The sequence below is a fragment of the Rummeliibacillus sp. G93 genome (assembly GCF_023515935.1).
GTDB lineage: Bacteria > Bacillota > Bacilli > Bacillales_A > Planococcaceae > Rummeliibacillus > Rummeliibacillus stabekisii.
Genome location: NZ_CP097314.1, coordinates 2,093,823 through 2,114,406, shown reverse-complemented (window position 1 = coordinate 2,114,406; position 20,584 = coordinate 2,093,823). Strand labels below are relative to the sequence as shown.

At 36.3% G+C, this 20,584-nt stretch carries 24 protein-coding genes and 1 tRNA gene; 24 read left to right on the top strand and 1 reads right to left on the bottom strand.

Features of this window, described 5'->3' with window-relative positions; genetic code table 11:
• Positions 1 to 18: 18 nt before the first annotated feature.
• The 4 genes from M2M59_RS10565 (at position 19) to uvrC (ending at position 4,142) form a co-directional block, all read left to right on the top strand.
• The gene (locus tag M2M59_RS10565; RefSeq protein WP_066788698.1) at positions 19 to 792 is read left to right on the top strand and encodes an electron transfer flavoprotein subunit beta/FixA family protein; all 774 of its coding nucleotides are present in this window, start codon (positions 19 to 21) and stop codon (positions 790 to 792) included.
• 30 nt (positions 793 to 822) lie between these two features.
• The gene (locus M2M59_RS10560) at positions 823 to 1,800 is read left to right on the top strand and encodes an electron transfer flavoprotein subunit alpha/FixB family protein (protein WP_249774551.1); all 978 of its coding nucleotides are present in this window, start codon (positions 823 to 825) and stop codon (positions 1,798 to 1,800) included.
• A 160-nt stretch (positions 1,801 to 1,960) separates the two neighbouring features.
• Complete coding sequence (gene trxA / locus M2M59_RS10555) at positions 1,961 to 2,275, top strand: thioredoxin (protein ID WP_066788693.1); 315 nt, start codon at positions 1,961 to 1,963, stop codon at positions 2,273 to 2,275.
• Between the two features lie 67 nt (positions 2,276 to 2,342).
• Positions 2,343 to 4,142, top strand: coding sequence for an excinuclease ABC subunit UvrC (gene uvrC / locus M2M59_RS10550; RefSeq protein ID WP_249774550.1), 1,800 nt, complete (start codon positions 2,343 to 2,345; stop codon positions 4,140 to 4,142).
• 55 nt (positions 4,143 to 4,197) lie between these two features.
• On the opposite strand, the gene M2M59_RS10545 is transcribed toward uvrC, so the two are convergent.
• Entirely contained in the window at positions 4,198 to 4,620 is a 423-nt protein-coding gene (locus M2M59_RS10545) for a DUF2507 domain-containing protein (protein ID WP_066788683.1), read from the bottom strand.
• 274 nt (positions 4,621 to 4,894) lie between these two features.
• Here M2M59_RS10545 and M2M59_RS10540 point away from each other — a divergent pair, with 274 nt between their 5' ends.
• The 20 genes from M2M59_RS10540 to M2M59_RS10450 all read left to right on the top strand — a co-directional run bounded on the left by M2M59_RS10540 (position 4,895) and on the right by M2M59_RS10450 (position 20,583).
• Positions 4,895 to 5,503, top strand: coding sequence for a succinate dehydrogenase cytochrome b558 subunit (locus tag M2M59_RS10540; protein WP_066788680.1), 609 nt, complete (start codon positions 4,895 to 4,897; stop codon positions 5,501 to 5,503).
• Positions 5,504 to 5,564: 61 nt separating this feature from the next.
• On the top strand, positions 5,565 to 7,316 hold the full coding sequence (sdhA, locus tag M2M59_RS10535; RefSeq protein WP_066788678.1) for a succinate dehydrogenase flavoprotein subunit: 1,752 nt from the start codon (positions 5,565 to 5,567) through the stop codon (positions 7,314 to 7,316).
• 2 nt (positions 7,317 to 7,318) lie between these two features.
• Complete coding sequence (gene sdhB / locus M2M59_RS10530) at positions 7,319 to 8,092, top strand: succinate dehydrogenase iron-sulfur subunit (RefSeq protein ID WP_066788675.1); 774 nt, start codon at positions 7,319 to 7,321, stop codon at positions 8,090 to 8,092.
• A 188-nt stretch (positions 8,093 to 8,280) separates the two neighbouring features.
• Positions 8,281 to 8,721, top strand: coding sequence for an acyl-CoA thioesterase (locus tag M2M59_RS10525; RefSeq protein WP_147195901.1), 441 nt, complete (start codon positions 8,281 to 8,283; stop codon positions 8,719 to 8,721).
• An 84-nt stretch (positions 8,722 to 8,805) separates the two neighbouring features.
• Positions 8,806 to 9,024, top strand: a complete 219-nt coding sequence (locus tag M2M59_RS10520; protein ID WP_147195899.1) for a helix-turn-helix domain-containing protein — start codon at positions 8,806 to 8,808, stop codon at positions 9,022 to 9,024.
• 75 nt (positions 9,025 to 9,099) lie between these two features.
• Positions 9,100 to 9,567, top strand: a complete 468-nt coding sequence (locus M2M59_RS10515) for a MarR family winged helix-turn-helix transcriptional regulator (RefSeq protein ID WP_066788665.1) — start codon at positions 9,100 to 9,102, stop codon at positions 9,565 to 9,567.
• Position 9,568: 1 nt separating this feature from the next.
• A complete protein-coding gene (racE, locus tag M2M59_RS10510) occupies positions 9,569 to 10,363 on the top strand; it encodes a glutamate racemase (RefSeq protein ID WP_249774549.1) in 795 nt (264 codons plus the stop codon).
• Positions 10,364 to 10,444: 81 nt separating this feature from the next.
• Positions 10,445 to 11,038 (top strand): XTP/dITP diphosphatase, encoded by a 594-nt coding sequence (locus tag M2M59_RS10505; protein ID WP_150284757.1) that lies wholly within the window; start codon positions 10,445 to 10,447, stop codon positions 11,036 to 11,038.
• Between the two features lie 14 nt (positions 11,039 to 11,052).
• Positions 11,053 to 11,553, top strand: a complete 501-nt coding sequence (locus tag M2M59_RS10500) for a metallophosphoesterase (RefSeq protein ID WP_249774548.1) — start codon at positions 11,053 to 11,055, stop codon at positions 11,551 to 11,553.
• A 77-nt stretch (positions 11,554 to 11,630) separates the two neighbouring features.
• Positions 11,631 to 11,704: transfer RNA gene (locus M2M59_RS10495), tRNA-Arg, on the top strand.
• Between the two features lie 538 nt (positions 11,705 to 12,242).
• Positions 12,243 to 12,689: a YhfM domain-containing protein gene (locus M2M59_RS10490; RefSeq protein ID WP_147195894.1), complete on the top strand. Its 447-nt coding sequence runs from the start codon at positions 12,243 to 12,245 to the stop codon at positions 12,687 to 12,689.
• Between the two features lie 294 nt (positions 12,690 to 12,983).
• Positions 12,984 to 13,370: an RNA polymerase sigma factor gene (locus tag M2M59_RS10485; protein WP_249774547.1), complete on the top strand. Its 387-nt coding sequence runs from the start codon at positions 12,984 to 12,986 to the stop codon at positions 13,368 to 13,370.
• On the top strand, positions 13,343 to 13,486 hold the full coding sequence (locus M2M59_RS16530; protein WP_371923781.1) for a sigma factor-like helix-turn-helix DNA-binding protein: 144 nt from the start codon (positions 13,343 to 13,345) through the stop codon (positions 13,484 to 13,486). Before M2M59_RS10485 ends, M2M59_RS16530 begins: the two co-directional genes overlap by 28 nt.
• A complete protein-coding gene (locus tag M2M59_RS10480; RefSeq protein ID WP_147195890.1) occupies positions 13,479 to 14,393 on the top strand; it encodes an anti sigma factor C-terminal domain-containing protein in 915 nt (304 codons plus the stop codon). Before M2M59_RS16530 ends, M2M59_RS10480 begins: the two co-directional genes overlap by 8 nt.
• 136 nt (positions 14,394 to 14,529) lie before the next feature.
• Positions 14,530 to 15,021, top strand: coding sequence for a YjdJ family protein (locus M2M59_RS10475; protein ID WP_249774546.1), 492 nt, complete (start codon positions 14,530 to 14,532; stop codon positions 15,019 to 15,021).
• Between the two features lie 502 nt (positions 15,022 to 15,523).
• Complete coding sequence (locus M2M59_RS10470; protein ID WP_249774545.1) at positions 15,524 to 16,708, top strand: sensor histidine kinase; 1,185 nt, start codon at positions 15,524 to 15,526, stop codon at positions 16,706 to 16,708.
• The gene (locus M2M59_RS10465; RefSeq protein WP_249774544.1) at positions 16,705 to 17,379 is read left to right on the top strand and encodes a response regulator transcription factor; all 675 of its coding nucleotides are present in this window, start codon (positions 16,705 to 16,707) and stop codon (positions 17,377 to 17,379) included. The genes M2M59_RS10470 and M2M59_RS10465 overlap by 4 nt, the downstream gene beginning before the upstream one ends.
• A 302-nt stretch (positions 17,380 to 17,681) precedes the next feature.
• On the top strand, positions 17,682 to 18,713 hold the full coding sequence (locus M2M59_RS10460; RefSeq protein WP_249774543.1) for an alpha/beta hydrolase: 1,032 nt from the start codon (positions 17,682 to 17,684) through the stop codon (positions 18,711 to 18,713).
• Between the two features lie 194 nt (positions 18,714 to 18,907).
• The gene (locus tag M2M59_RS10455) at positions 18,908 to 19,672 is read left to right on the top strand and encodes a class I SAM-dependent methyltransferase (RefSeq protein ID WP_249774542.1); all 765 of its coding nucleotides are present in this window, start codon (positions 18,908 to 18,910) and stop codon (positions 19,670 to 19,672) included.
• Between the two features lie 665 nt (positions 19,673 to 20,337).
• On the top strand, positions 20,338 to 20,583 hold the full coding sequence (locus M2M59_RS10450) for a hypothetical protein (protein WP_147195882.1): 246 nt from the start codon (positions 20,338 to 20,340) through the stop codon (positions 20,581 to 20,583).
• The last annotated feature ends 1 nt before the right edge of the window (position 20,584 follow it).

Here is a 20,584-nt window from a genome sequence, read left to right as displayed (position 1 = left end):
TATTAGGGGGTAAGTACTATGAATATTTATGTATTAGTAAAAAGAACTTTTGACACAGAGGAAAAGATTGTTTTAAATGGTGGAGCAATTCAAGAAGATGGAGCAGAATTCATCATCAATCCGTATGATGAATATGCAATTGAAGAAGCAATCCAAGTACGCGATGCACAAGGCGGAGAAGTTACAGTCGTAACAATTGGTGGAGAAGATGCTGAAAAACAACTTCGTACAGCTCTTGCAATGGGAGCAGATAAAGCTGTGTTAATTAATACAGAGGATGACGTAGAAGATTTAGATCAATATTCTGTCGCACATATTTTAGCTGAATACTTAAAAGACAAAGACGCTGACCTTATTTTAGGTGGTAATGTAGCAATTGATGGTGGATCAGGACAAGTAGGGCCACGTCTAGCTGAACTTCTTGGCATTAACTATGTAACTACTATTACAAATCTTGAGATTGATAGCGACACAGTCAAAATTGTACGTGATGTTGAAGGAGATTCAGAAGTCATCGAAACATCATTGCCATTATTAGTTACAGCGCAACAAGGTTTGAACGAACCACGCTATCCTTCTTTGCCAGGAATTATGAAGGCAAAGAAAAAACCTCTAGAAGAATTAGAATTAGATGATTTAGATATTGATGAAGATGATGTAGAAGCAAAAACAGAAACAGTCGAAATCTTCTTACCTGCCGAAAAAGAAGCGGGTCGTGTCTTGCAAGGTGAATTAAAAGACCAAGTAAAAGAACTAGTTCAACTACTTCATACAGAAGCAAAAGTAATCTAAGCTACGATTTATTGCGGAGGAGGAAAACATATGTCAAAAAAAGTATTAGTATTAGGCGAAGTACGTGAAGGATCTTTAAGAAATGTTTCATTTGAAGCGATTGCAGCAGGGAAAACAATTGCGGATGGTGGAGAAGTTGTAGGCGTTTTAATCGGCGACTCAGTAGAAAACGTGAGTGCTGAAATGATTCAGTATGGCGCAGATCGTGTTATTACTGTGGAACACCCTCATCTAAAACAATATACTTCAGATGGTTTCAGCCAAGCATTTATGGCTTGTGTAGATGCTGAACAACCGGAAGCGATTGTTTTTGGTCATACGGCACTAGGTAAGGATTTATCGCCAAAAATTGCAAGTAAATTACAAAGCGGCTTAATCTCTGATGTAACTAAAATCGAAGGAGAAGGCGAAGACGCTGTATTTATCCGCCCGATCTACTCTGGTAAAGCATTTGAGAAAGTAAAAGTTAAAGAAGGCGTCCTATTTATAACAATTCGTCCAAACAATATTGCTCCATTAGAAAAAGATGAATCTCGCACTGGGGAAGTTTCAAGCCAAGCAGTAGATATCACAAATTTGCGTACAGTAATCAAAGAAGTGGTACGCAAAGCATCTGAGGGCGTAGACTTATCGGAAGCGAAAGTCATTATTGCAGGCGGACGCGGTGTAAAGAGTGAAGAAGGCTTTAAGCCATTGCAGGATCTTGCTACACTATTAGGCGGAGCAGTTGGTGCTTCACGTGGTGCTTGTGATGCTGATTACTGTGATTATTCATTGCAAATAGGCCAAACAGGTAAGGTTGTAACACCGGATTTATATATTGCATGCGGTATCTCAGGTGCAATTCAACATCTTGCAGGGATGTCAAACTCTAAAATTATCGTAGCAATCAATAAAGATCCAGAAGCAAATATCTTCAAAGTAGCAGATTACGGTATTGTAGGCGACTTGTTCGAAGTGGTGCCAATGCTAATTGAAGAATTTAAAACGATTTTAGTGAATGCATAATAAGTTGAAAGCTCTGCCACGAAGCAGAGCTTTTCTTTTAAAATGGAAGTGTAACAGAAATTAAATAAAGACCAAGTGAAATAAATGAGCAGAATTTTCGCTTTGTCTAGTTTCTTTATGCTACACTACCGATACATACCATTTAAGGAGGAAATGTAACATGGCAATTGTACATTCAACAGACGCAACATTCTCAAATGATATTTCAAAAGGTTTAGTTTTAGTAGACTTCTGGGCAACATGGTGCGGACCTTGTAAAATGATCGCTCCTGTTTTAGAAGAATTGGACCAAGAATTAAATGACAAAGCAACAATTGTAAAAGTGGATGTTGACCAAAACCAAGAAACTGCTAGCCAATTTGGTATTATGTCAATCCCAACACTTGTTTTATTTAAAGACGGTCAACCGGTTGATAAAACTGTTGGGTTCCAACCAAAAGAAGCATTAGCAGAATTAATCAACAAACACGCTTAATTCTTCTGTTCTATAAACAAACCCGGGTCCTACTCTTAGGCACCCGGTTTTTTTTAGAGGTGATACAATGAATGATTTAATTAAACAAAAACTAGCTATTTTACCTGACCAGCCAGGCTGTTATTTAATGAAGGACAGGCAAGGGACCATAATCTATGTAGGTAAGGCGAAAGTATTGAAAAATCGAGTTCGTTCGTACTTTACAGGTTCTCATAATGGTAAAACGCAACGACTTGTAAGTGAGATTGAAGACTTTGAGTATATTGTTACTTCCTCCAATAAAGAAGCTTTTATTTTAGAGTTAAATCTAATTAAATTGCACGATCCTAAATATAACATTATGTTAAAGGACGATAAAACCTATCCATATATTAAAATAACCAATGAAAAAAATCCGCGCTTGCTAATCGTAAGAAAGGTCAAAAAGGACAAGGGTAAGTATTTTGGCCCCTATCCTAATGCTTATGCAGCTACTGAGACAAAGAAGCTGCTGGATCGTCTTTATCCCTATCGAAAGTGCCAAAATATGCCTAACCGTGTTTGTCTGTACTATCACTTAGGACAATGCCTAGCACCTTGTGTAAAGGATATCGAAAAAGAGACATATCGGCAGATGACTGCTGAAATCACTAATTTTTTGAACGGTGGGCATAATGCAGTAAAAAAAGACCTAGAGCAAAAAATGATTGCTGCTTCTGAGAAATTGGATTTTGAGCGTGCGAAAGAATATCGAGATCAAATCGCCCATATTGAAGCGGTAATGGAAAAACAAAAAATCACAACTAATGATTTTACAAACCGTGATGTTTTTGGCTTTGCTGTTGATAAAGGCTGGATCTGTGTTCAAGTCTTCTTTGTAAGACAGGGCAAGCTGATAGAAAGAGATGTTTCCCTTTTTCCGACATATGGAGAGCCTGAGGAAGAATTCTTAACATTTGTAGGTCAATTCTATGAAAAGAATGAGCATATTCAACCGAAAGAAGTCTTACTGCCTAAGGGTGTGGATGGAGATATACTTCAAGAAGTGCTAGAGGCAAAAGTACTGATTCCTCAAAAAGGAAAGAAAAAAGAGTTGGTTGATTTGGCATCTAAGAATGCGCAAATTGCTATCAGTGAAAAATTCCAGCTGATTGAAAGGCAAGAACAACGAACAATTGGTGCATGTGAGGAACTTGGCAATGCAATGAATATCACAATCCCATTACGCATTGAAGCATTTGATAACTCTCATATTTTTGGAGCCGATACTGTATCCGCCATGGTTGTGTTTATTGATGGTAAGCCGAATAAAAAAGAATACCGCAAATTCAAGATTCAAAGTGCAAACGCCCATGATGATTATGGTGCAATGAAAGAAGTAATCCGTAGACGATACTCACGTGTTTTGAAAGAGGGTTTGCCGCTGCCGGATTTGCTTGTTACAGACGGAGGCAAAGGGCAAATGGAGATAGCCAGAAGCATATTAGAGGATGAGCTAGGTTTAGATATTCCAATTGCAGGTCTTGCAAAGGATGATAAACACCAAACTTCCCAATTGCTTTACGGCAATCCGCCTGAAATCATTCCGCTAAAGCGTACAAGCGAGGCTTTCTATCTATTGCAGCGTATCCAAGATGAAGTACACCGATTCGCTATTACCTTCCATCGGTCATTGCATGAGAAAAATGCCATTACTTCTATCTTAGATGAAATTCCTGGTGTCGGGCCCAAAAGGAAACAACAATTATTGAAACACTTTGGCTCGATTAAAAAGATTAAAGAAGCTGATATTGAAGCTTTTCGGGAAGCAAAGGTACCTGAGAAACTAGCACAGGTGATCGTAGACTTTTTTGCTGAGAAAGAGAAATCCTTAAATAACAAAAAGTAGATAAGCGAGCTTATCTACTTTTTTAATAGTACTTATAAATGTTAGAGGTCTGTAATCATCCCTCAATAGGATCCTTCAAATCCCATTTAATATGAAATTTAACATGGCTTTGTTTGGGTTTTATTTCTTCCGCACATTCTGTAAGAAAGCCACATGCTTGTTGTTGGCTTTGGGCTAAGAATCCCGCTTCAAGGCGGAAACAACGTTGGTTGAACTTTAAGTGTTCATCTGTTCCTGCCAATGTACAAAATGCTTCATCTTTTGACAGCTTGTCGATTGTCAAGTCACCCCAGCCTGCTTCTTTAAAAAAGACCGGGACTTGGTCTAAATCTGTTGCTGGGAACTTACGGGCCAACTCTTTTCCGCACCAGTAAAGGATATCTTCTTCATTTTTTCCCAAAATAGAGGAAAGTACATGGTCACGGATGAGTTCATAGCCAAACTGAGTGACTTCTTCTTTATTTGTTTCGGTAGGCATGGCAATTCCTTCTTTCTTATATTTTTTAACGGTTTTTTGATTAAAAAGAAGCCTTGGTTATAGAAGAGAAATTATGTATCTTTTCTAGAATAATATGTCTTATCGCAACATTTGAAAATAGCTTTGTTACCTTGACGCTTATGAGGGATGAGAGTACAATAAACTTGTCATAATATTGTACCATTATGAAACAAGCAGTCAATAGAATGTCCGTTACAATCTAGTGGCGAAAAATTGACAGTCTTCGTTTCCAGTACTGAGGGGGGTAACAGTCTTGTCGAAAGATCGAGAGTTTTATTGGCGTCGTCTGCATTCTCTTCTTGGAATCATTCCAGTAGGGATTTTTGTGACGCAACACTTGTTAGTAAACTTCCAAGCTACAAACGGTGAAGAATCATTCAACAAAGCTAGTGATTTCATGGGGAATCTTCCATTCTTATGGTTCCTAGAGTGGTTCATAATTTACATTCCATTAATGTTCCATGCATTCTATGGTGTGTACATTGCGTTCACTGCTAAACCAAATAACCAACGTTTTGGCACATTCCGTAACTGGATGTTCATGTTACAACGTATTACAGGGGTTATCCTAGTAATCTTTATTGCATGGCATATCTTCCAAACACGTATTCAAAAGGCGCTTGGCACAGAAGTAGACTATGATATGATGGTAAAAGTACTATCTAACCCATTCATGGTAGCATTCTATGCATTAGGTATTATTTCAGCTACATTCCACTTAGCGAATGGTATTTGGTCATTCTTAGTAAGCTGGGGAATTACACAATCTCCAAGATCTCAACGAATTGCAACTTATATCACAATGATTTTCTTTGTAGTGTTATCTGTAATCGGCATTTCAGCTCTATTTGCATTTGCATAAGATGATAGACTGATAGACGTGAAAGCGCTTGATTACTATTTGAACGAGGAGTGAGAAAAACATGGCTAAAAGCAAATTGATCGTCGTTGGTGGCGGTTTGGCCGGCTTAATGGCTACTATGAAAGCTGCCGAAATGGGCACTGAAGTTGAATTATTCTCGTTAGTTCCGGTAAAACGCTCACACTCTGTTTGTGCGCAAGGCGGAATTAATGGTGCCGTTAATACAAAAGGTGAAGGTGACTCACCTTGGATTCACTTTGATGATACAGTGTATGGTGGGGACTTCTTAGCAAACCAACCACCTGTAAAAGCAATGTGTGACGCTGCACCTGGCATTATCCACTTATTTGACCGTATGGGCGTTATGTTTAACCGTACCCCAGAAGGTTTACTAGATTTCCGACGTTTCGGCGGTACACAACATCACCGTACAGCATTTGCTGGTGCGACTACTGGTCAACAACTTCTTTACGCACTTGATGAACAAGTTCGTCGTTGGGAAGTAGAAGGACTAGTGACTAAGTATGAAGGCTGGGAATTCCTTGGCTTAGTTCTTGATGATGAAGGCGTTTGTAAAGGTATTAAAGCACAAGACCTTACTACACACGAAATCAGAGCATTCCGTTCTGACGCTGTAATCATGGCTAGTGGTGGTCCTGGTATCATCTTCGGTAAATCAACAAACTCAATGATCAACACAGGTTCTGCTGCATCTATCGTTTACCAACAAGGCGCAAAATACGCTAACGGTGAAATGATTCAAATTCACCCAACAGCAATCCCAGGCGATGACAAATTACGTCTAATGTCTGAATCTGCTCGTGGTGAAGGCGGTCGTATCTGGACTTATAAAGACGGTAAACCTTGGTACTTCTTAGAAGAAAAATATCCTGCATACGGAAACTTAGTACCACGTGATATTGCAACACGTGAAATCTTCGACGTATGTATTAATCAAAAATTAGGTGTTAACGGAGAAAATGTTGTATACCTTGACCTTTCTCACAAAGACCCTCATGAATTAGATGTTAAACTTGGCGGCATCATCGAAATTTATCAAAAATTCGTTGGTGATGACCCACATAAAGTACCGATGAAAATTTTCCCTGCTGTTCACTATTCAATGGGCGGATTATGGGTAGATTACGATCAACATACAACTATTCCTGGCGTATTTGCAGCTGGTGAATGTGATTACTCTCAACACGGTGCAAATCGTCTTGGCGCGAACTCACTATTATCTGCTATTTATGGCGGTAGCGTAGCTGGTCCAAATGCAGTTGAGTACATCCGTGGACTTGACAAACATGTTGAAGACCTACCATCTTCTCTATTTGATAGCGCAGTAAAAGAAGAACAAGAGAAATGGGATGAAGTACTTCGTCTAGATGGTACTGAAAATGCTTACTTACTTCACAAAGAACTTGGAGAAGTAATGACAGAAAACGTAACAGTTGTTCGTTACAACGACAAGCTTGAAAAAACTCTTGTGAAATTGCAAGAACTAAAAGAACGTTATAACAACATTAATATTAACGATACATCTAAATGGTCAAACCAAGGTGTTCAATTCACTCGCCAATTGAAAAACATGCTTGCACTTGCAAATGTTATTACAAAAGGTGCTTTGCTTCGTGACGAATCACGTGGGGCTCACTATAAACCTGATTTCCCTACTCGTGATGATGCAAACTTCCTTAAAACAACAATTGCTGAATTCACGCCTTCATTTGATCCAAAAATTAGCTACGAAGAAGTTGATGTTTCACTAATCAAACCTCGTGAACGTAACTATGCGAAAGGAAGTCACTAATAATGGGTAACGAAGCGCAAAAATTTGTTGAAGTTGAAGTTCAACGACAAGACAATGCGGACTCTAACCCTTACTGGGAAAAATTCCGTGTTCCTTATCGTCCAAACATGAATGTAATCTCTGTATTGATGGCAATTCGGGAAAATCCTGTAACGACTGACGGCAAACAAACAACACCTGTTTCTTGGGACATGAACTGTCTTGAAGAAGTATGTGGCGCTTGTTCAATGGTAATTAATGGACGTCCACGCCAATCATGTTCATCATTGGTTGATCAATTGACACAACCAATTAAATTACAACCAATGAGTACTTTCCCTATCATCCGCGACTTGCAAATTGACCGTAGCCGCATGTTTGATTCATTGAAAAAAGTAAAAGCATGGGTTCCAATTGATGGTTCTTATGATTTAGGTGAAGGTCCTCGTATGCCAGAACGTAAACGTGAATGGGCATATGAATTGTCTAAATGTATGACTTGTGGAGTCTGCTTAGAGTCTTGTCCGAATGTAAATAGCCATTCAGACTTTATCGGTCCTGCACCACTATCTCAAGTTCGTTTATTCAACTCACACCCAACTGGTGCGATGAATAAAGACGAACGCCTAAACGCAATCATGGGCGATGGTGGACTTGCTAGCTGTGGTAATGCTCAAAACTGTGTAGTTGCATGTCCAAAAGGTATTCCTTTGACTACATCAATTGCAGCACTTAACCGTGACACTACAGTTCAAATGTTCAGAAACTTCTTTGGTTCTGACCACATGGTGGACTAGTTTTTAAGAATGATAGAAGCTCCGTACAATATTCATTGTGCGGAGTTTTTTATCTTTATTTTGAGATTCATAATGCTACGCTATTTACTAAAAAGTTTACAACTATGGATAGTAATAGATTTTGAGTTACATGTTCTGTATAATTAATGAATAGCTATTCATTTTTTCTTTACAGAGGGGGAATTGCCATGTTAAAAAGCTACATAAACAATATCGAAAATTGGAAAGAAGATTTTACTTTTTATGTACCGATTGAGGTACGTTTTTCAGAGACAGATTTATATGGCCATATGAATAACACTGTCCCGTTCGTTTATTTCGAGCAAGCGAGGATTGATTACCTAAAATCGTTAGGATTAATGCAAGAATGGTTAAATAATGGTGAAACGATACCTGTGGTAGCAGATTTGCAATGCGATTTTGTAAAGCAAGTTTATTTCGGAGAACAGTTGAAAGTCTATGCCAAAATTGCAGACATGGGCGCGTCTTCAATGGATATCCACTATTTAGCGGTAAATGAAAAAGACGAGATTTGTTTTGGGGGCCGCGGGGCAATGGTACAAATAAGTGCTAAAACAGGTAAATCTGTCCGTTGGCAGGAAGAACAATTGGCAAAGCTAACACGATAAAGTCAAATAGCCCCTGAAATGCCGTCACAGCTAACCATGTCCCTACATAAGTTACAATGTGAGGGGATTGGAGGGGCGCCCGGAATGAGTCGTTTTAATCATTCAATATTAACGAAAAGAGAACACGAAATTTTTCTTCTATTAATGAAGGACTATGCTACAAAGGAAATTGCCAAAGAGCTGGGCATCAGCGAGAAAACAGTACGAAACCATATTTCCAATACAATCCAAAAATTGGGTGTATCTAGTCGTGCTCAAGCAATGCTTGAACTCATAAGATTAGGAGAGTTTTCGCTAGACTAAAAAGGATACTTGCCATTTTCCTAAAAAAACTTCACAATAGGAATAAGTAATCCTTTTGAGGAGTGGATAAACTACATGTCGAACCAAGAGCCACAACAATTTCAAACAAACGAACAGATTGCATTATTAGAAAAGAATCTGCGCCACATTGCTGCTCTAATTAAGCAAAGAGGCAGAGAAATATTAAGTAATTATACAATTACCCCACCACAGTTTATCGCTCTACAATGGCTTCATGAGTTAGGTGACATGACAATCGGAGATCTTTCGAATAAAATGTATTTAGCGTTCAGTACAACGACCGATTTAGTAGATCGTATGGAAAAAAATGCGCTTGTGCAGCGTATTCGAGATACTCAAGATCGTCGTGTCGTTTGTATCCATTTGCTTGAAGAAGGAGAGCGCATTATTGAAGAAGTAATTGAACAACGCCAAAATTATTTGGCAGACCTAGTAAAAGACTTTTCTAGTGACCAGGTTCAATCTCTATCAATATTGTTAAGTAAATTATACGAAGAAATGAACCAGGATAGAGGCGGTTAAAGTGAATGCTCCCATCGGAGTTATTGATTCAGGAGTAGGTGGGCTAACCGTTGTCAAAGAAATGCTGCGCTATTTGCCAAATGAGTCGATTATTTATTTAGGCGACACTGCGCGCTGTCCTTATGGAACAAGATCTAAAGAGCAAGTCATCGAATTTACAAACCAAATTGTCGAGAAGCTTTCGAAAATGGATATCAAAATGCTTGTCATTGCTTGTAATACGATTACAGCTGTTGCTTTAGAAGGCTTACAAAAGCGTTGTCCCTTCCCTGTCATTGGTGTCATCAATGCAGGAGCTAAGGCGGCGATTAAAGCGACAAAGACACGCAGTATCGCGGTTATTGCTACACCTGGCACAGTAAAAAGTGGAGCATACGAAAATGCAATATATTCGTTGAATTCTTCTAGCTCTATCACAGCGCTCGCTTGTCCAAGGCTTGTGCCGCTTGTGGAAAGCGGCCAATACCAGGGCGAGTTTGCACTTAATCTAGTAGAAGAAACACTAGCTCCATTGAAAAATAGTAGGTTTGATACAATGATTTTAGGCTGTACACATTATCCAATTATTCAAGAATTGATTGAAGAAGTAGTTGGAGAAGAAGTGCATGTGGTATCTTCGGCAGAAGAAACTGCAAAGCATGTGGAAGAAACACTTGAGTTTCTGCATATTGAAAGAATGGATGAACACCCACCTAAGCATCTTTTCTATACAACAGGTTCGGTACCTATTTTTCAGTCCATCGCAAGCAGTTGGTTACCCTTAAAAGATTTGCAAGTCAAACGAATACAACTATAGTGCGAAGCCCGAGACATCATGTTTCGGGCTTTTCAATTGGAAACATGCTAAAATAACCTAGAGAAGAAAGGGGCGTACATAATGAAACAAATTATTATTGCAACAAAAAACAAAGGAAAAGCAAAAGACTTTGAAGCTATTTTTGAGCCATTAGGATTTGAAGTACTAACATTATTCGATGTGGCACCTGACATGGAAATCGAAGAAACAGGAAGTACATTCGAAGAAAACGCCGTATTAAAAGCTGAGACAGTCGCTAATCGATTACATACCTATGTTATAGCAGATGATAGCGGCCTTGAAATAGACGCTCTACACGGCGAACCAGGCGTATATTCAGCGCGTTATGCAGGAGACCATGATGACGAAGCAAATATGGATAAGGCCCTTCGGAATTTAGAAGGCGTTCCTACAGAAGATCGCACAGCCCGTTTTACATGCTGCCTAGCTATCGCAGGTCCAGATGTGCCGACAGAAACAGTGAAAGGTACGTGTGAAGGCGTGATTTTGACTGAAAGACGAGGCGATCAAGGCTTTGGATATGACCCGATCTTTTATGTGCCAGAAAAAGAAAAGACGATGGCAGAAATGACGCCAGCAGAAAAAGGTAGTTTATCACATCGCGGCAATGCAATCCGCAAGCTTGCAAGTGATTTGCCTACTTGGCTCCAATAGGGAGGGAAACACCTATGAAAATATTGGTTATGAGCGATACACATGGCGATGCAACTATAATACAAGAAGTGAAGAAACAAAACTTAGATGTTGATGCCATCTTTCATTGCGGCGACAGTGAGCTTCCGTTTGATGCGTCAGAACTGAAAGATGTGTTTAAAGTCAGAGGCAACTGTGATTATGATATGAACTTTCCTACTGAAGTCATCAAGGAAATAAACGGTGAGATTATTTTTATAACACATGGCCATTTGTTTGGCGTCAAATCGAATTTAAACGCCTTATCATTCCGAGCGAGAGAAGTTGGAGCAGATGTAGTGCTGTTCGGTCATTCCCATATCCTAGGTGTAGAACTGGTTGATGAGATCCTTTATGTCAATCCAGGAAGCCTTTTACTGCCAAGAGGACGTAAAGAAAAAAGCTATGCGATAATCGAAAAGACTGGCAATAGTTGGTCTGTTTCCTTTTATACAGAAGAAAAACAAATTATTGCAGAAAAAAATTTAGTAATTTAGTAAATTAGCGTTGACTTATTCTCTAAACCTGCTATAATAAATATTGTCCTCATGATAATACTTCATGAAGACAACTTGTCCCAGTAGCTCAGCTGGATAGAGCATACGCCTTCTAAGCGTACGGTCGGGAGTTCGAATCTCTCCTGGGACGTAATTAAAAACGGGTATAAACCGCGTTATTTCAACGCCTTCTGGCGATTAAGCAATCGGTCAAAGTAACGGTCAATTAACCGTAAACACTCAACTTCCGGCCTTAATCGACAGGAGGTTTTTTGTTGTCTAAAAAGCGGACTGGCTACGTGGAGCTACCGATTTAAACAGTATTTTCAAAGGTGAACAAAAACAGCCAAATCATCGCGCAGATTTTACGATTGAAAAGCGCTTAATTCGTCAACCAAATGCAAGTCGCCGGATTAAGACCACGCACTATTAGCGATTATGAAATGTATGTGAATGGCTTTAAAAAAAGACCGACATAGTTACATGAAGGATATAAATGCTGACGCTATATACGATTGACTTGTGTCAATGAATATAAAGCCACAGACAAAATTAATTCGCTTAAAGTGTTTGAGGGCGTTCCTAGAGCGTTGCTTTGATAATGGTTTGTTACGGAAGATATGCTATAATCATAAGGGAAAAATTGGAGCTTTTCCAAAAAATAAACTTCTAATTATATAAAAGGGGATATTGCCTTGAAAAATTTTAAGTTTTTAATTGTTTTTATAGGAATCCTTTTAATTTTCATATCGGGTTGTACAAATCCAATAAAAAATGAAGAACAAAATCTCGTGGTTCAAAAGCGTATTGGTGATGAAAATAATTATGAAGAATTTAAAAAAATCAGCAACAGTGAGCAAGTAACAAAAGTGAGAGAGATATTAAATAACATTGATTGGGAAAATGTAAAAGTAGATATGCAACCTGCTCAACCTGCTGATTATAAATTTGCCTTTCAATATAAAAATCCTAACATAGAAGCAAAAGCTGTATTGTATGAACTTTGGATAAGGCCAAATAAAGATAAGGTAGAACTTGTCATTGACGCTGAAAGTAAATACGCTCACTTAGACAAGAATGAGTCAGCAGAACTCTTCGAAATTCTCTCTGGCGAAAAAACATCTGAACTAAAATAATTATTTGATCCCAGCTTGAGGTCTTTTATTAACCGTTTAGTTTTCCTACCTGGATTATTGACTACACCCTCCAATACAGATAATGCGGTCATATATACTTTCTACTTAAGTATTGAATCAGATTCATCTTTCTTTATGCTATTTGCTGACTAGGGGTTATTAGATGAATGATATAGAGTTTTTAATATGGCAAGTTATCGGATAGTCTTAAAAGAAGGCTATCTTTTTTATGAATTGTTTTATGTATTGTTTACTTTTTAGAAACTCATTCGTTAATTATTTAGGAGGGTGGTTATGGATGAACAATTAGGAATGTACATAAATAAAAAATTGAAAGCTGTATATTTTCTTTTAATAAAAATGGGGGCTATCAAAGAGGATGCGGAAGATATCATTCAGGAAACTGCTATTCAGTTTGTCCAATATTTAGATACAATCCAGGAAGATTATATTGATGCGTGGCTTTTCAGAGTTGCAATCAATAAATATTACGATAGCCTAAGGAAGCGTAAGTATAAAGATAAATATGTGAATTCCGTTAAGATAGAAGATTTATTAGATTGGACAACACCAGAGGACATAATGATAAAAAATGAATTACATACAATGCTGTCAGAGTGTCTAGGTAAAATACCACAAAAGATGCGGAACTTTTGCTCCTCAAATATTGTGGAGAATTGACCTTAAAGGATATAGCTATTATTTATGGTACTACAGATAAATCAATTAAAACAATGTTAGTCAGAGCAAAAAAGAAAGTTAGAAAAGTGATTGAGGAGGTTCAACGTTTTGGATAAAGATTCTATTTTCAATAAGAATGATGGGTTCCAACCACTTATAAAAAAAGCTAAAAGGAAATCATTAAAGAAGACAATTATTATATCCACAATAGTTACGATAGGTGTCTTATTAGTTATAGGGTTTATTTTTATTATTGCGCATTATCAAATGCAGCGTTCGATGTCGGAATATCTTTCAGTGAAAAGGGACCAAAGCGAAGTTTATGGTGCGAATATACGTTATGATAAATCTACAACTAGTTATAATTTAGAATCTTCTATTAATCAAGATCAATATGTAAAAGATGTTGCGGGAATTCCGTACACATGGTATAACGAACAAACTTGGTTTAAAATCTACGATTCTCCAACAACTATTTATAATAATGAGATAACAGCTTCTTCAAATAATGAGCAACAATATTATCGAAATGGACAAAGAGTGGTTAATTTTTATGTCCCCGGTGGAAAAAAGATAGAGGATGACAGGGAATTTCTAAGGTCTTTACCATTATTCAACATTGTGGAATTAGCTATTTCATTTAAGGAAGAAATGAGTACCCATCAAATGCTAAATCAATTTCCAACTGCCCAATGGGCGTGGGTTCAAAACCCGGATGCAGATATATCAATAATGCCTAGGTATGTAATAGGTGACTACGCATATGGTTTTACAATTACAGCTCCTAAAAAAGGGATAGAAGGGATAGAAAAAGACGTAGAAAACTTCAGGGTGAGATTATCAAATCTGTCTAAAGAAGATGAAAAAGATACTCATGTAAAACCACTTTTAAAATCAATCCGACAAAAAGGCGCTGTATTGGTTAGTGGCGTCATTGTAACAGGAAAGGTCCAAGATTTGTTGCCGTTAATTAAAAAAGATTCGGTAAATCATGTGAGTGTAGGTGTCATCATACCCTATTAATAGTAAGTGCTAGATTAAAAGTTAATATAACTTAAGTTCAATTCTTTTTTTCTCTAACGAAATAGTTAGAGGATGAAGTAAAGAAAATCAAATGTGACGAAAACTATATAAAAAGGATATTGAAGGGTGATTTTATTTGCTAAGATTTTTCATTCAGTTTGGTATGACCATTATCTTATTATTTTTGTCTACTATTGTTGCATGGTATGAGGGTAGCGCAATTATTGAAAATCCATGGGAATGGAAGTATTCAACCCCATTCTCTCAATTATTACATGGAGAAGTACATAGAGGTAGCGATATATCACAATTAGACTATTTTATTTATGCGATAAAATACCAACCCACTTATCCAGTTATTATGACAATAAGCAGTTTATATTTGCTAATTCTAATAGGATATTATTTCTTAAAAGAAAGGCATAAATGGTTTTCATCTTATTTATTCATTTTAAGTGGAGGATTATTTTTCCTTAGTTATTTAATTTGTAATTCTCCAACCATAGGTGGAAAAATTCATTTGTTTGTTTTATTAGTGAGTGGTTTTTTGTGTATAGGGTGTGCCGCAATAATTTACTTCCAAGTTATTAATTGTAATTCTCCTAATTTGAAAGATATTACAAACTAAACACGAATAGATAGTAAGGTAACCAATATGAAATTTACAAATGTCAGAGAAAAGCCCGAAATAATAAAAAGAATACTAAGAAATTGTGAAGAAGTAAGTAGAATGCAAAGGAAGAATAGCAATAAAATGAAAAAGATTTCCCAACTTTTAAGTATGGTAGAGAGTTTTCTGAATGGAAAACTAACTGATTTACGTTTTAGGATGTTTTTTCACTTTCAGAATTTGCTGCTTTAATATTTTTATTGCTGGTTTAACTATTGTTCAACAACTGGGCCATTTATTTGAATAAAGCCTTAGAATAAATTAATGAATTTGGGTTAAAATTTAGGTAAAATTGTAAACTGAAGTACATAATCTAAAAGATGCAATCATGCCTGGGATTTTAAAGAAAAACTATACAAGTTTCTCTCGTAGAGTTAACATACCATACAATTATACGAATGAAATGGCAAAGGATTTTAGGAATAATGGTATAGACGCGGAAGTTGGGGGATATAAAAGTATGAATGCAATTAGGGAGCAAAGAAAATGGCGTTGGTTGGACTATGTTCTATTTCTTATTCGTACAATATGGATTACGAATATTGGCTACTTGATAGTCGTAGGAACGACAGGCTTAAACAAGTGGATTTTACTTTTTTGGGCTATTAGTTTATACATAATACCCCACCTCTTTTATAGGCCTGGGCTTATAAAATTCCCTAAGTATGTATTTGCTGAGGTATTGCTAACGGGTTCAGCTTTTATTTACCTTTCGATCCAATATGAAATATCAGAGACTTACAGTTTTCTATTCTGGCCTATGCTTACTGTAGCTTATGCTTGTCAAGTGAAGCCGTTAATTTGGTTAGGACCTTTCTTATATATTTCTATATTTTTTGCTGGCACATTGGCCGGTGATCTCTTCGCTGATGAGGGTTTCTTTGCTCGCTTCATTGATACAACTATTTTTTATGGTATCGGGTTATGTTTAGGAAGGATGACACTTGTCAATAACGCAAATAAATCGTTAATAACTTCCATTGAGGAAAAAAACGAAGACTTGGAATATTACTCAAAAAAGATTGAGGAACTGACGATTAAGGAAGAACGAAATCGAGTTTCACAAGATTTGCATGATACAGTAGGCCATATTTTCACTTCAGTCATAACGAGTTTAGATGCTCTTCCTTTTCTATATCGGGCAGATAAATTAGAAGCAGAAAAAAGTATAAAAGAGATTTCGGATTTAGCACGAGATGGATTGCATGATGTGAGAAAGACAATTCACCAGATGTCGCCCGTGCCTCATCAAACACTTATTGAATCTGTGCAAGAATTGATTATTGATTTTATGAGACATACATCAACGGATATAAAACTGATAGTCGAAGGAGAAGCGACCAAAGTTGGCGAAAGGGTAAAGTTTGCGATTATTCGTTGTATACAAGAAGGGCTTACAAATGCGAAAAAACATGGGCAGGCTACCATTATTAATGTGACTATTTCGTTTAATCAAGAAGGATTAATTCTACTAATTGAAGATAATGGAATGGGCTTTAGTGAATTGCATTTAGGGTTCGGCTTACATTCAATGAAAGATCGAATATCAGCGTTGGCAGGTACAGTGGAATTTTATTCGAAATTGAATGCTGGTATGAGAATAACGTGTCACATACCTACGGCAAAGGAAGTGTCATTATCATGATAAAAGCGGCAATCGTCGAAGATCAAGAGATTTTAAGAAAGAGCTTAAAAATTGTGATAGAAAGCATTTCTGACATTGAGATTATTGGAACTGTGGAAAATGGAGAGAAGGCCATTGCTTTATGTGAAAGGGAAAATGTTGATATTCTTCTAATGGATATTCAAATGCCGGTGATGGATGGTGTAAAGGCGACAGAAGAAATTAAAAAACAATGGCCCCATATAAAAATTATTATACTTACTACTTTTCAAGATGTTACACACGTTTTGAATGCCTTACATGCTGGTGCAGAGGGTTACATATTAAAGGCTGTTGATCCTGAATTTTTGGTTCAGGGAATTAAAATGGTGTATCACGGAGGTTCTCTTATTCCTCAACAATTAGCCAAAGAAGTGTTTGGTCAGATACAATTAACTAAAAACGAACACTCGGAACAACTCGATCATAATTCTATGAAAAACCCATATGATTTAAATAATCAAGAATTAAAAGTATTAAAATGTTTAACTCAAAGATTGTCCAATAAAGACATTTCAGAAAAGATGTTTCTTTCGGTAGGAACTGTGAAAAATTATGTTTCTAACATTTATTCGAAATTAAATGTAAAAAACAGATCTTCAGCTATTATGAAAGCAATGGAAGAGAGTCTTATAGAAGATAAGAAATATTGAAAAAAGAGAGTGTAGACAAAGTCAAATTAACTTTGTCCACACTCTCTTTTTTTATTGCAACTAACTTGAACTTCATGGGAAATTCATAAGGAGGTCCACCATTTACATGGATCGCCTAATAGATTATAGCCAATCGTCATAATTGGTCGTTTTTTCAAAATAGTGATGACTTATTATTGACTTATTGACACTACAGTATATGACCTTTTATCTGTAGAGTTGAAATATGAAATGAAACAAGCATGTTTTAAATAAAGATTCGATAATTCAACTTACAAAAAATGTAAGAAAGGGAAGAACAGATGAAAATCATAAAGAAGCTAATAAAATATATTGGAGCCATTATTTTAATAGGGCTAATCATAGCACTTTTTTGCCCTACTTGGACTTCGCATATAAAAGGTGATAACAGTATAAGTGCATTAGAACAAGTAGAGATAAATGGAAGTAATCATGAAATAATGATACGTGGCACTGATAAGGATAATCCTGTTATTATTTTTGTACATGGAGGACCTGGATGCTCGGAAATACCATATGCAGAAAACTACCAAGACTTACTGGAAACTAAATTTACGATTGTTAATTATAATCAGCGAGCAAGTGGAAAATCCTATCATTTTTTTGAGGACTATTCTAATCTTTCGTCAGACATACTAGTGGATGACTTAATGGCTTTGACGGATTATATATCAGAGCGGCTCGACAAAGAAAAAGTAATACTAATTGGTCATTCTTATGGTACATATATTGGCACGCAGGCTGCTCATAAAGCACCTGAGAAGTATGAAGCATATATTGGTATTGGACAAATGAGTAATCAAGTAGAAAGCGAGATTGAAAGCTTAAACTACGTTATTAAGCAGGCTGAAAAAGCTGGTAATACAGATGATGTAATATATTTACAAGGGTTAACTGAAAAAATTAAAAATGGCGAGATGTTTACCCCGCGGTATTATGTTATTAAATATGGCGGAAGTGTCAGACTCATTGAAAACCCCGATGGAGATAACTTAGGTATATTACTCAGTAGTGAGTATAACTTATTAGACCTAATCCGTTATAATCGTGGGTTGGCCTATTCTCAGAAGTCTTTGTTAGAGGACATATTAAAAAATTCATTACCTACTAACGTAACGAAACTTGAATTACCGGTTTATTTTATTATGGGCAAATATGATTATATGACTACAAAAAATGAGGCGAAAAAATATTTTAATATGATTGAAGCCAACAAGAAAGGATTTATTACTTTTGAGCAATCAGCGCATTATCCACAATATGAAGAGAAGGGAAAATTTTATAAATGGATGCGCGATACATTTTTAAAATAAATAGGGTAGTTTTTTCTTACATTGAAAGGGAAAGTGTGAAGAATTGCGACTTTAATGTTATATAAAAAGTCATAGGCTATGCATTTGATAAACTTTCAAGAGAAATAATACTTTATATTTTTGTGGTAGCAGGATTATTTAAAAAAATAAAGAACAATTAAAGGTTATCAAACTTTTTTAGTGGAGGTAATAAAATGAATGAGCAGAGTTCCCAAAATAAAAAAGCTTGGGAGTATAGAGCGTATGAATTTTGGAACAAAAGAGATGGAACACCTGAAACTAAAGCAAAGATAATATTAAAAAATCCTGAAATACAACTTAAAAAACATAAAGAGTTCTTTCAAAACATCAAAGGAAAAAAGATTGCCAATTTGTGTGGTTCAAATGGCAGGAAAGCAGTTCCATTAGCGATAATAGGTGCTGTAGTCACTGTGTTTGATATATCAGAAGAAAATAAAAAGTATGCTCTTGAACTAGCAGAAAATGCAAATACGTCTATTGAATATATTGTTACGGATATTTATGACATTGATTTAGTTAAGTCTGAAAATTCTTTTGACATGCTTTATTTAGAGGGAGGAATTTTGCATTACTTTAATGATATTGATAAGTTTATGTCCATTCTCTTTATTTTGCTAAAGGAGGGTGGGGAAATGGTTTTAAGTGACTTCCACCCATTAAGAAGGTGCATAGTTAAAAACCCTTTAAATGATAGTGAATATCAAATTCAACTGAATTACTTTAATAAGGAATTGCATAATGGAGATATAGCTTATAAAAATCATTTTGATGAGAATGAACAAAAAGAGTTTCCTAATGTTTCAATTAGATTATTTACACTGAGTGAAATAATAAATTCTGTCATTAAAACAGGTTTTAAGTTAAGGAAGTTTGATGAACATAGAGGTTGGGAAAATGAGAATATACCTTGGGAGTTCACTATTTCAGCTTTTAAATAAATAGCAAAAGTTTGAACTAATATTGATATGCTTCAAGCCTTGATATAATAAGGTTTGAAGCAATTTTAGTTTTTAAAAAAATGGAAAGAATCCGAAAGGGAAAGGAGCTACTTTTACACTGATTTATTCATCGAGTAGTTCCTCAAAGATTGAGATGAATTTTGAAGAATCACCCTCACGAAGTTCCTTTAAAGTCGAAGTGGTGATATCAATTGAAGCCCAAGCAGCGGGAGAGAAATGTACGCCTACATTAGAAAATTCAAGGGAGAAATTAAATTGGAAAAGACAAATGTTATAACAAAGCCTCTTGGCGATTAAGTAATCGGTCAAAGTGACGGTCAAATAACCGTAAATACTCGACTTCTCGTCTTAATCGACAGAAGTTTTTTTATTGTCTAAAAAGCGGAATGGCATGAGTCTGTTGGTTTAAACGGTATTTTTGCAGATAAACAGAAACAGCCGAATCCTCGCTAGTGGAAAAGATTGAATTGGAAAGTAAGACGGGTGCAAGATTAATAGACATCGAGGTTATTCGAGAGAGATTAAATCCATAGTTATAAAGACAATTGTAGTCAATACCTTGGCAGTTATCCGCCTTTTTTGATGACATACTTAATTTTGCTATAATCAATTAAAAGAATGGATAAATGGTGGGGGCAGTATAAGTGACTGATGTTTTAGCTGGTACTTTTCTTTTAATTGTTGGCTTTTTACTTATATGGATTGGTTTATTTCGCTTTGATTGGATTTATAAAGGTTTCAAAGAATTGGATAAGGGCAAAATTGGTTTACTTCCAACATGTATAGAAAAATACGTGGATTATTGGTTTTATAAGATAGTTATTATTAGTATGGGCTTACTTCTTATTTTTCTAGTTGGGTTTGGTGTAATTGAATGGTTACGTAGCTAAG

Excerpts from the sequence above, each read along its gene's own strand:
- M2M59_RS10455 (WP_249774542.1), top strand. The coding sequence starts at position 18,908 with ATGAATGAGCAGAGTTCCCAAAATAAAAAAGCTTGGGAGTATAGAGCG.
- sdhB (WP_066788675.1), top strand. The coding sequence starts at position 7,319 with ATGGGTAACGAAGCGCAAAAATTTGTTGAAGTTGAAGTTCAACGACAA.
- M2M59_RS10485 (WP_249774547.1), top strand. The coding sequence starts at position 12,984 with ATGGATGAACAATTAGGAATGTACATAAATAAAAAATTGAAAGCTGTA.
- trxA (WP_066788693.1), top strand. The coding sequence starts at position 1,961 with ATGGCAATTGTACATTCAACAGACGCAACATTCTCAAATGATATTTCA.
- M2M59_RS10525 (WP_147195901.1), top strand. The coding sequence starts at position 8,281 with ATGTTAAAAAGCTACATAAACAATATCGAAAATTGGAAAGAAGATTTT.
- M2M59_RS10545 (WP_066788683.1), bottom strand. The coding sequence starts at position 4,620 with ATGCCTACCGAAACAAATAAAGAAGAAGTCACTCAGTTTGGCTATGAA.
- M2M59_RS10565 (WP_066788698.1), top strand. The coding sequence starts at position 19 with ATGAATATTTATGTATTAGTAAAAAGAACTTTTGACACAGAGGAAAAG.
- M2M59_RS10515 (WP_066788665.1), top strand. The coding sequence starts at position 9,100 with ATGTCGAACCAAGAGCCACAACAATTTCAAACAAACGAACAGATTGCA.
- uvrC (WP_249774550.1), top strand. The coding sequence starts at position 2,343 with ATGAATGATTTAATTAAACAAAAACTAGCTATTTTACCTGACCAGCCA.
- M2M59_RS10460 (WP_249774543.1), top strand. The coding sequence starts at position 17,682 with ATGAAAATCATAAAGAAGCTAATAAAATATATTGGAGCCATTATTTTA.
- M2M59_RS10520 (WP_147195899.1), top strand. The coding sequence starts at position 8,806 with ATGAGTCGTTTTAATCATTCAATATTAACGAAAAGAGAACACGAAATT.
- M2M59_RS10500 (WP_249774548.1), top strand. The coding sequence starts at position 11,053 with ATGAAAATATTGGTTATGAGCGATACACATGGCGATGCAACTATAATA.
- M2M59_RS10470 (WP_249774545.1), top strand. The coding sequence starts at position 15,524 with ATGAATGCAATTAGGGAGCAAAGAAAATGGCGTTGGTTGGACTATGTT.
- M2M59_RS10465 (WP_249774544.1), top strand. The coding sequence starts at position 16,705 with ATGATAAAAGCGGCAATCGTCGAAGATCAAGAGATTTTAAGAAAGAGC.
- M2M59_RS10560 (WP_249774551.1), top strand. The coding sequence starts at position 823 with ATGTCAAAAAAAGTATTAGTATTAGGCGAAGTACGTGAAGGATCTTTA.
- M2M59_RS10505 (WP_150284757.1), top strand. The coding sequence starts at position 10,445 with ATGAAACAAATTATTATTGCAACAAAAAACAAAGGAAAAGCAAAAGAC.
- sdhA (WP_066788678.1), top strand. The coding sequence starts at position 5,565 with ATGGCTAAAAGCAAATTGATCGTCGTTGGTGGCGGTTTGGCCGGCTTA.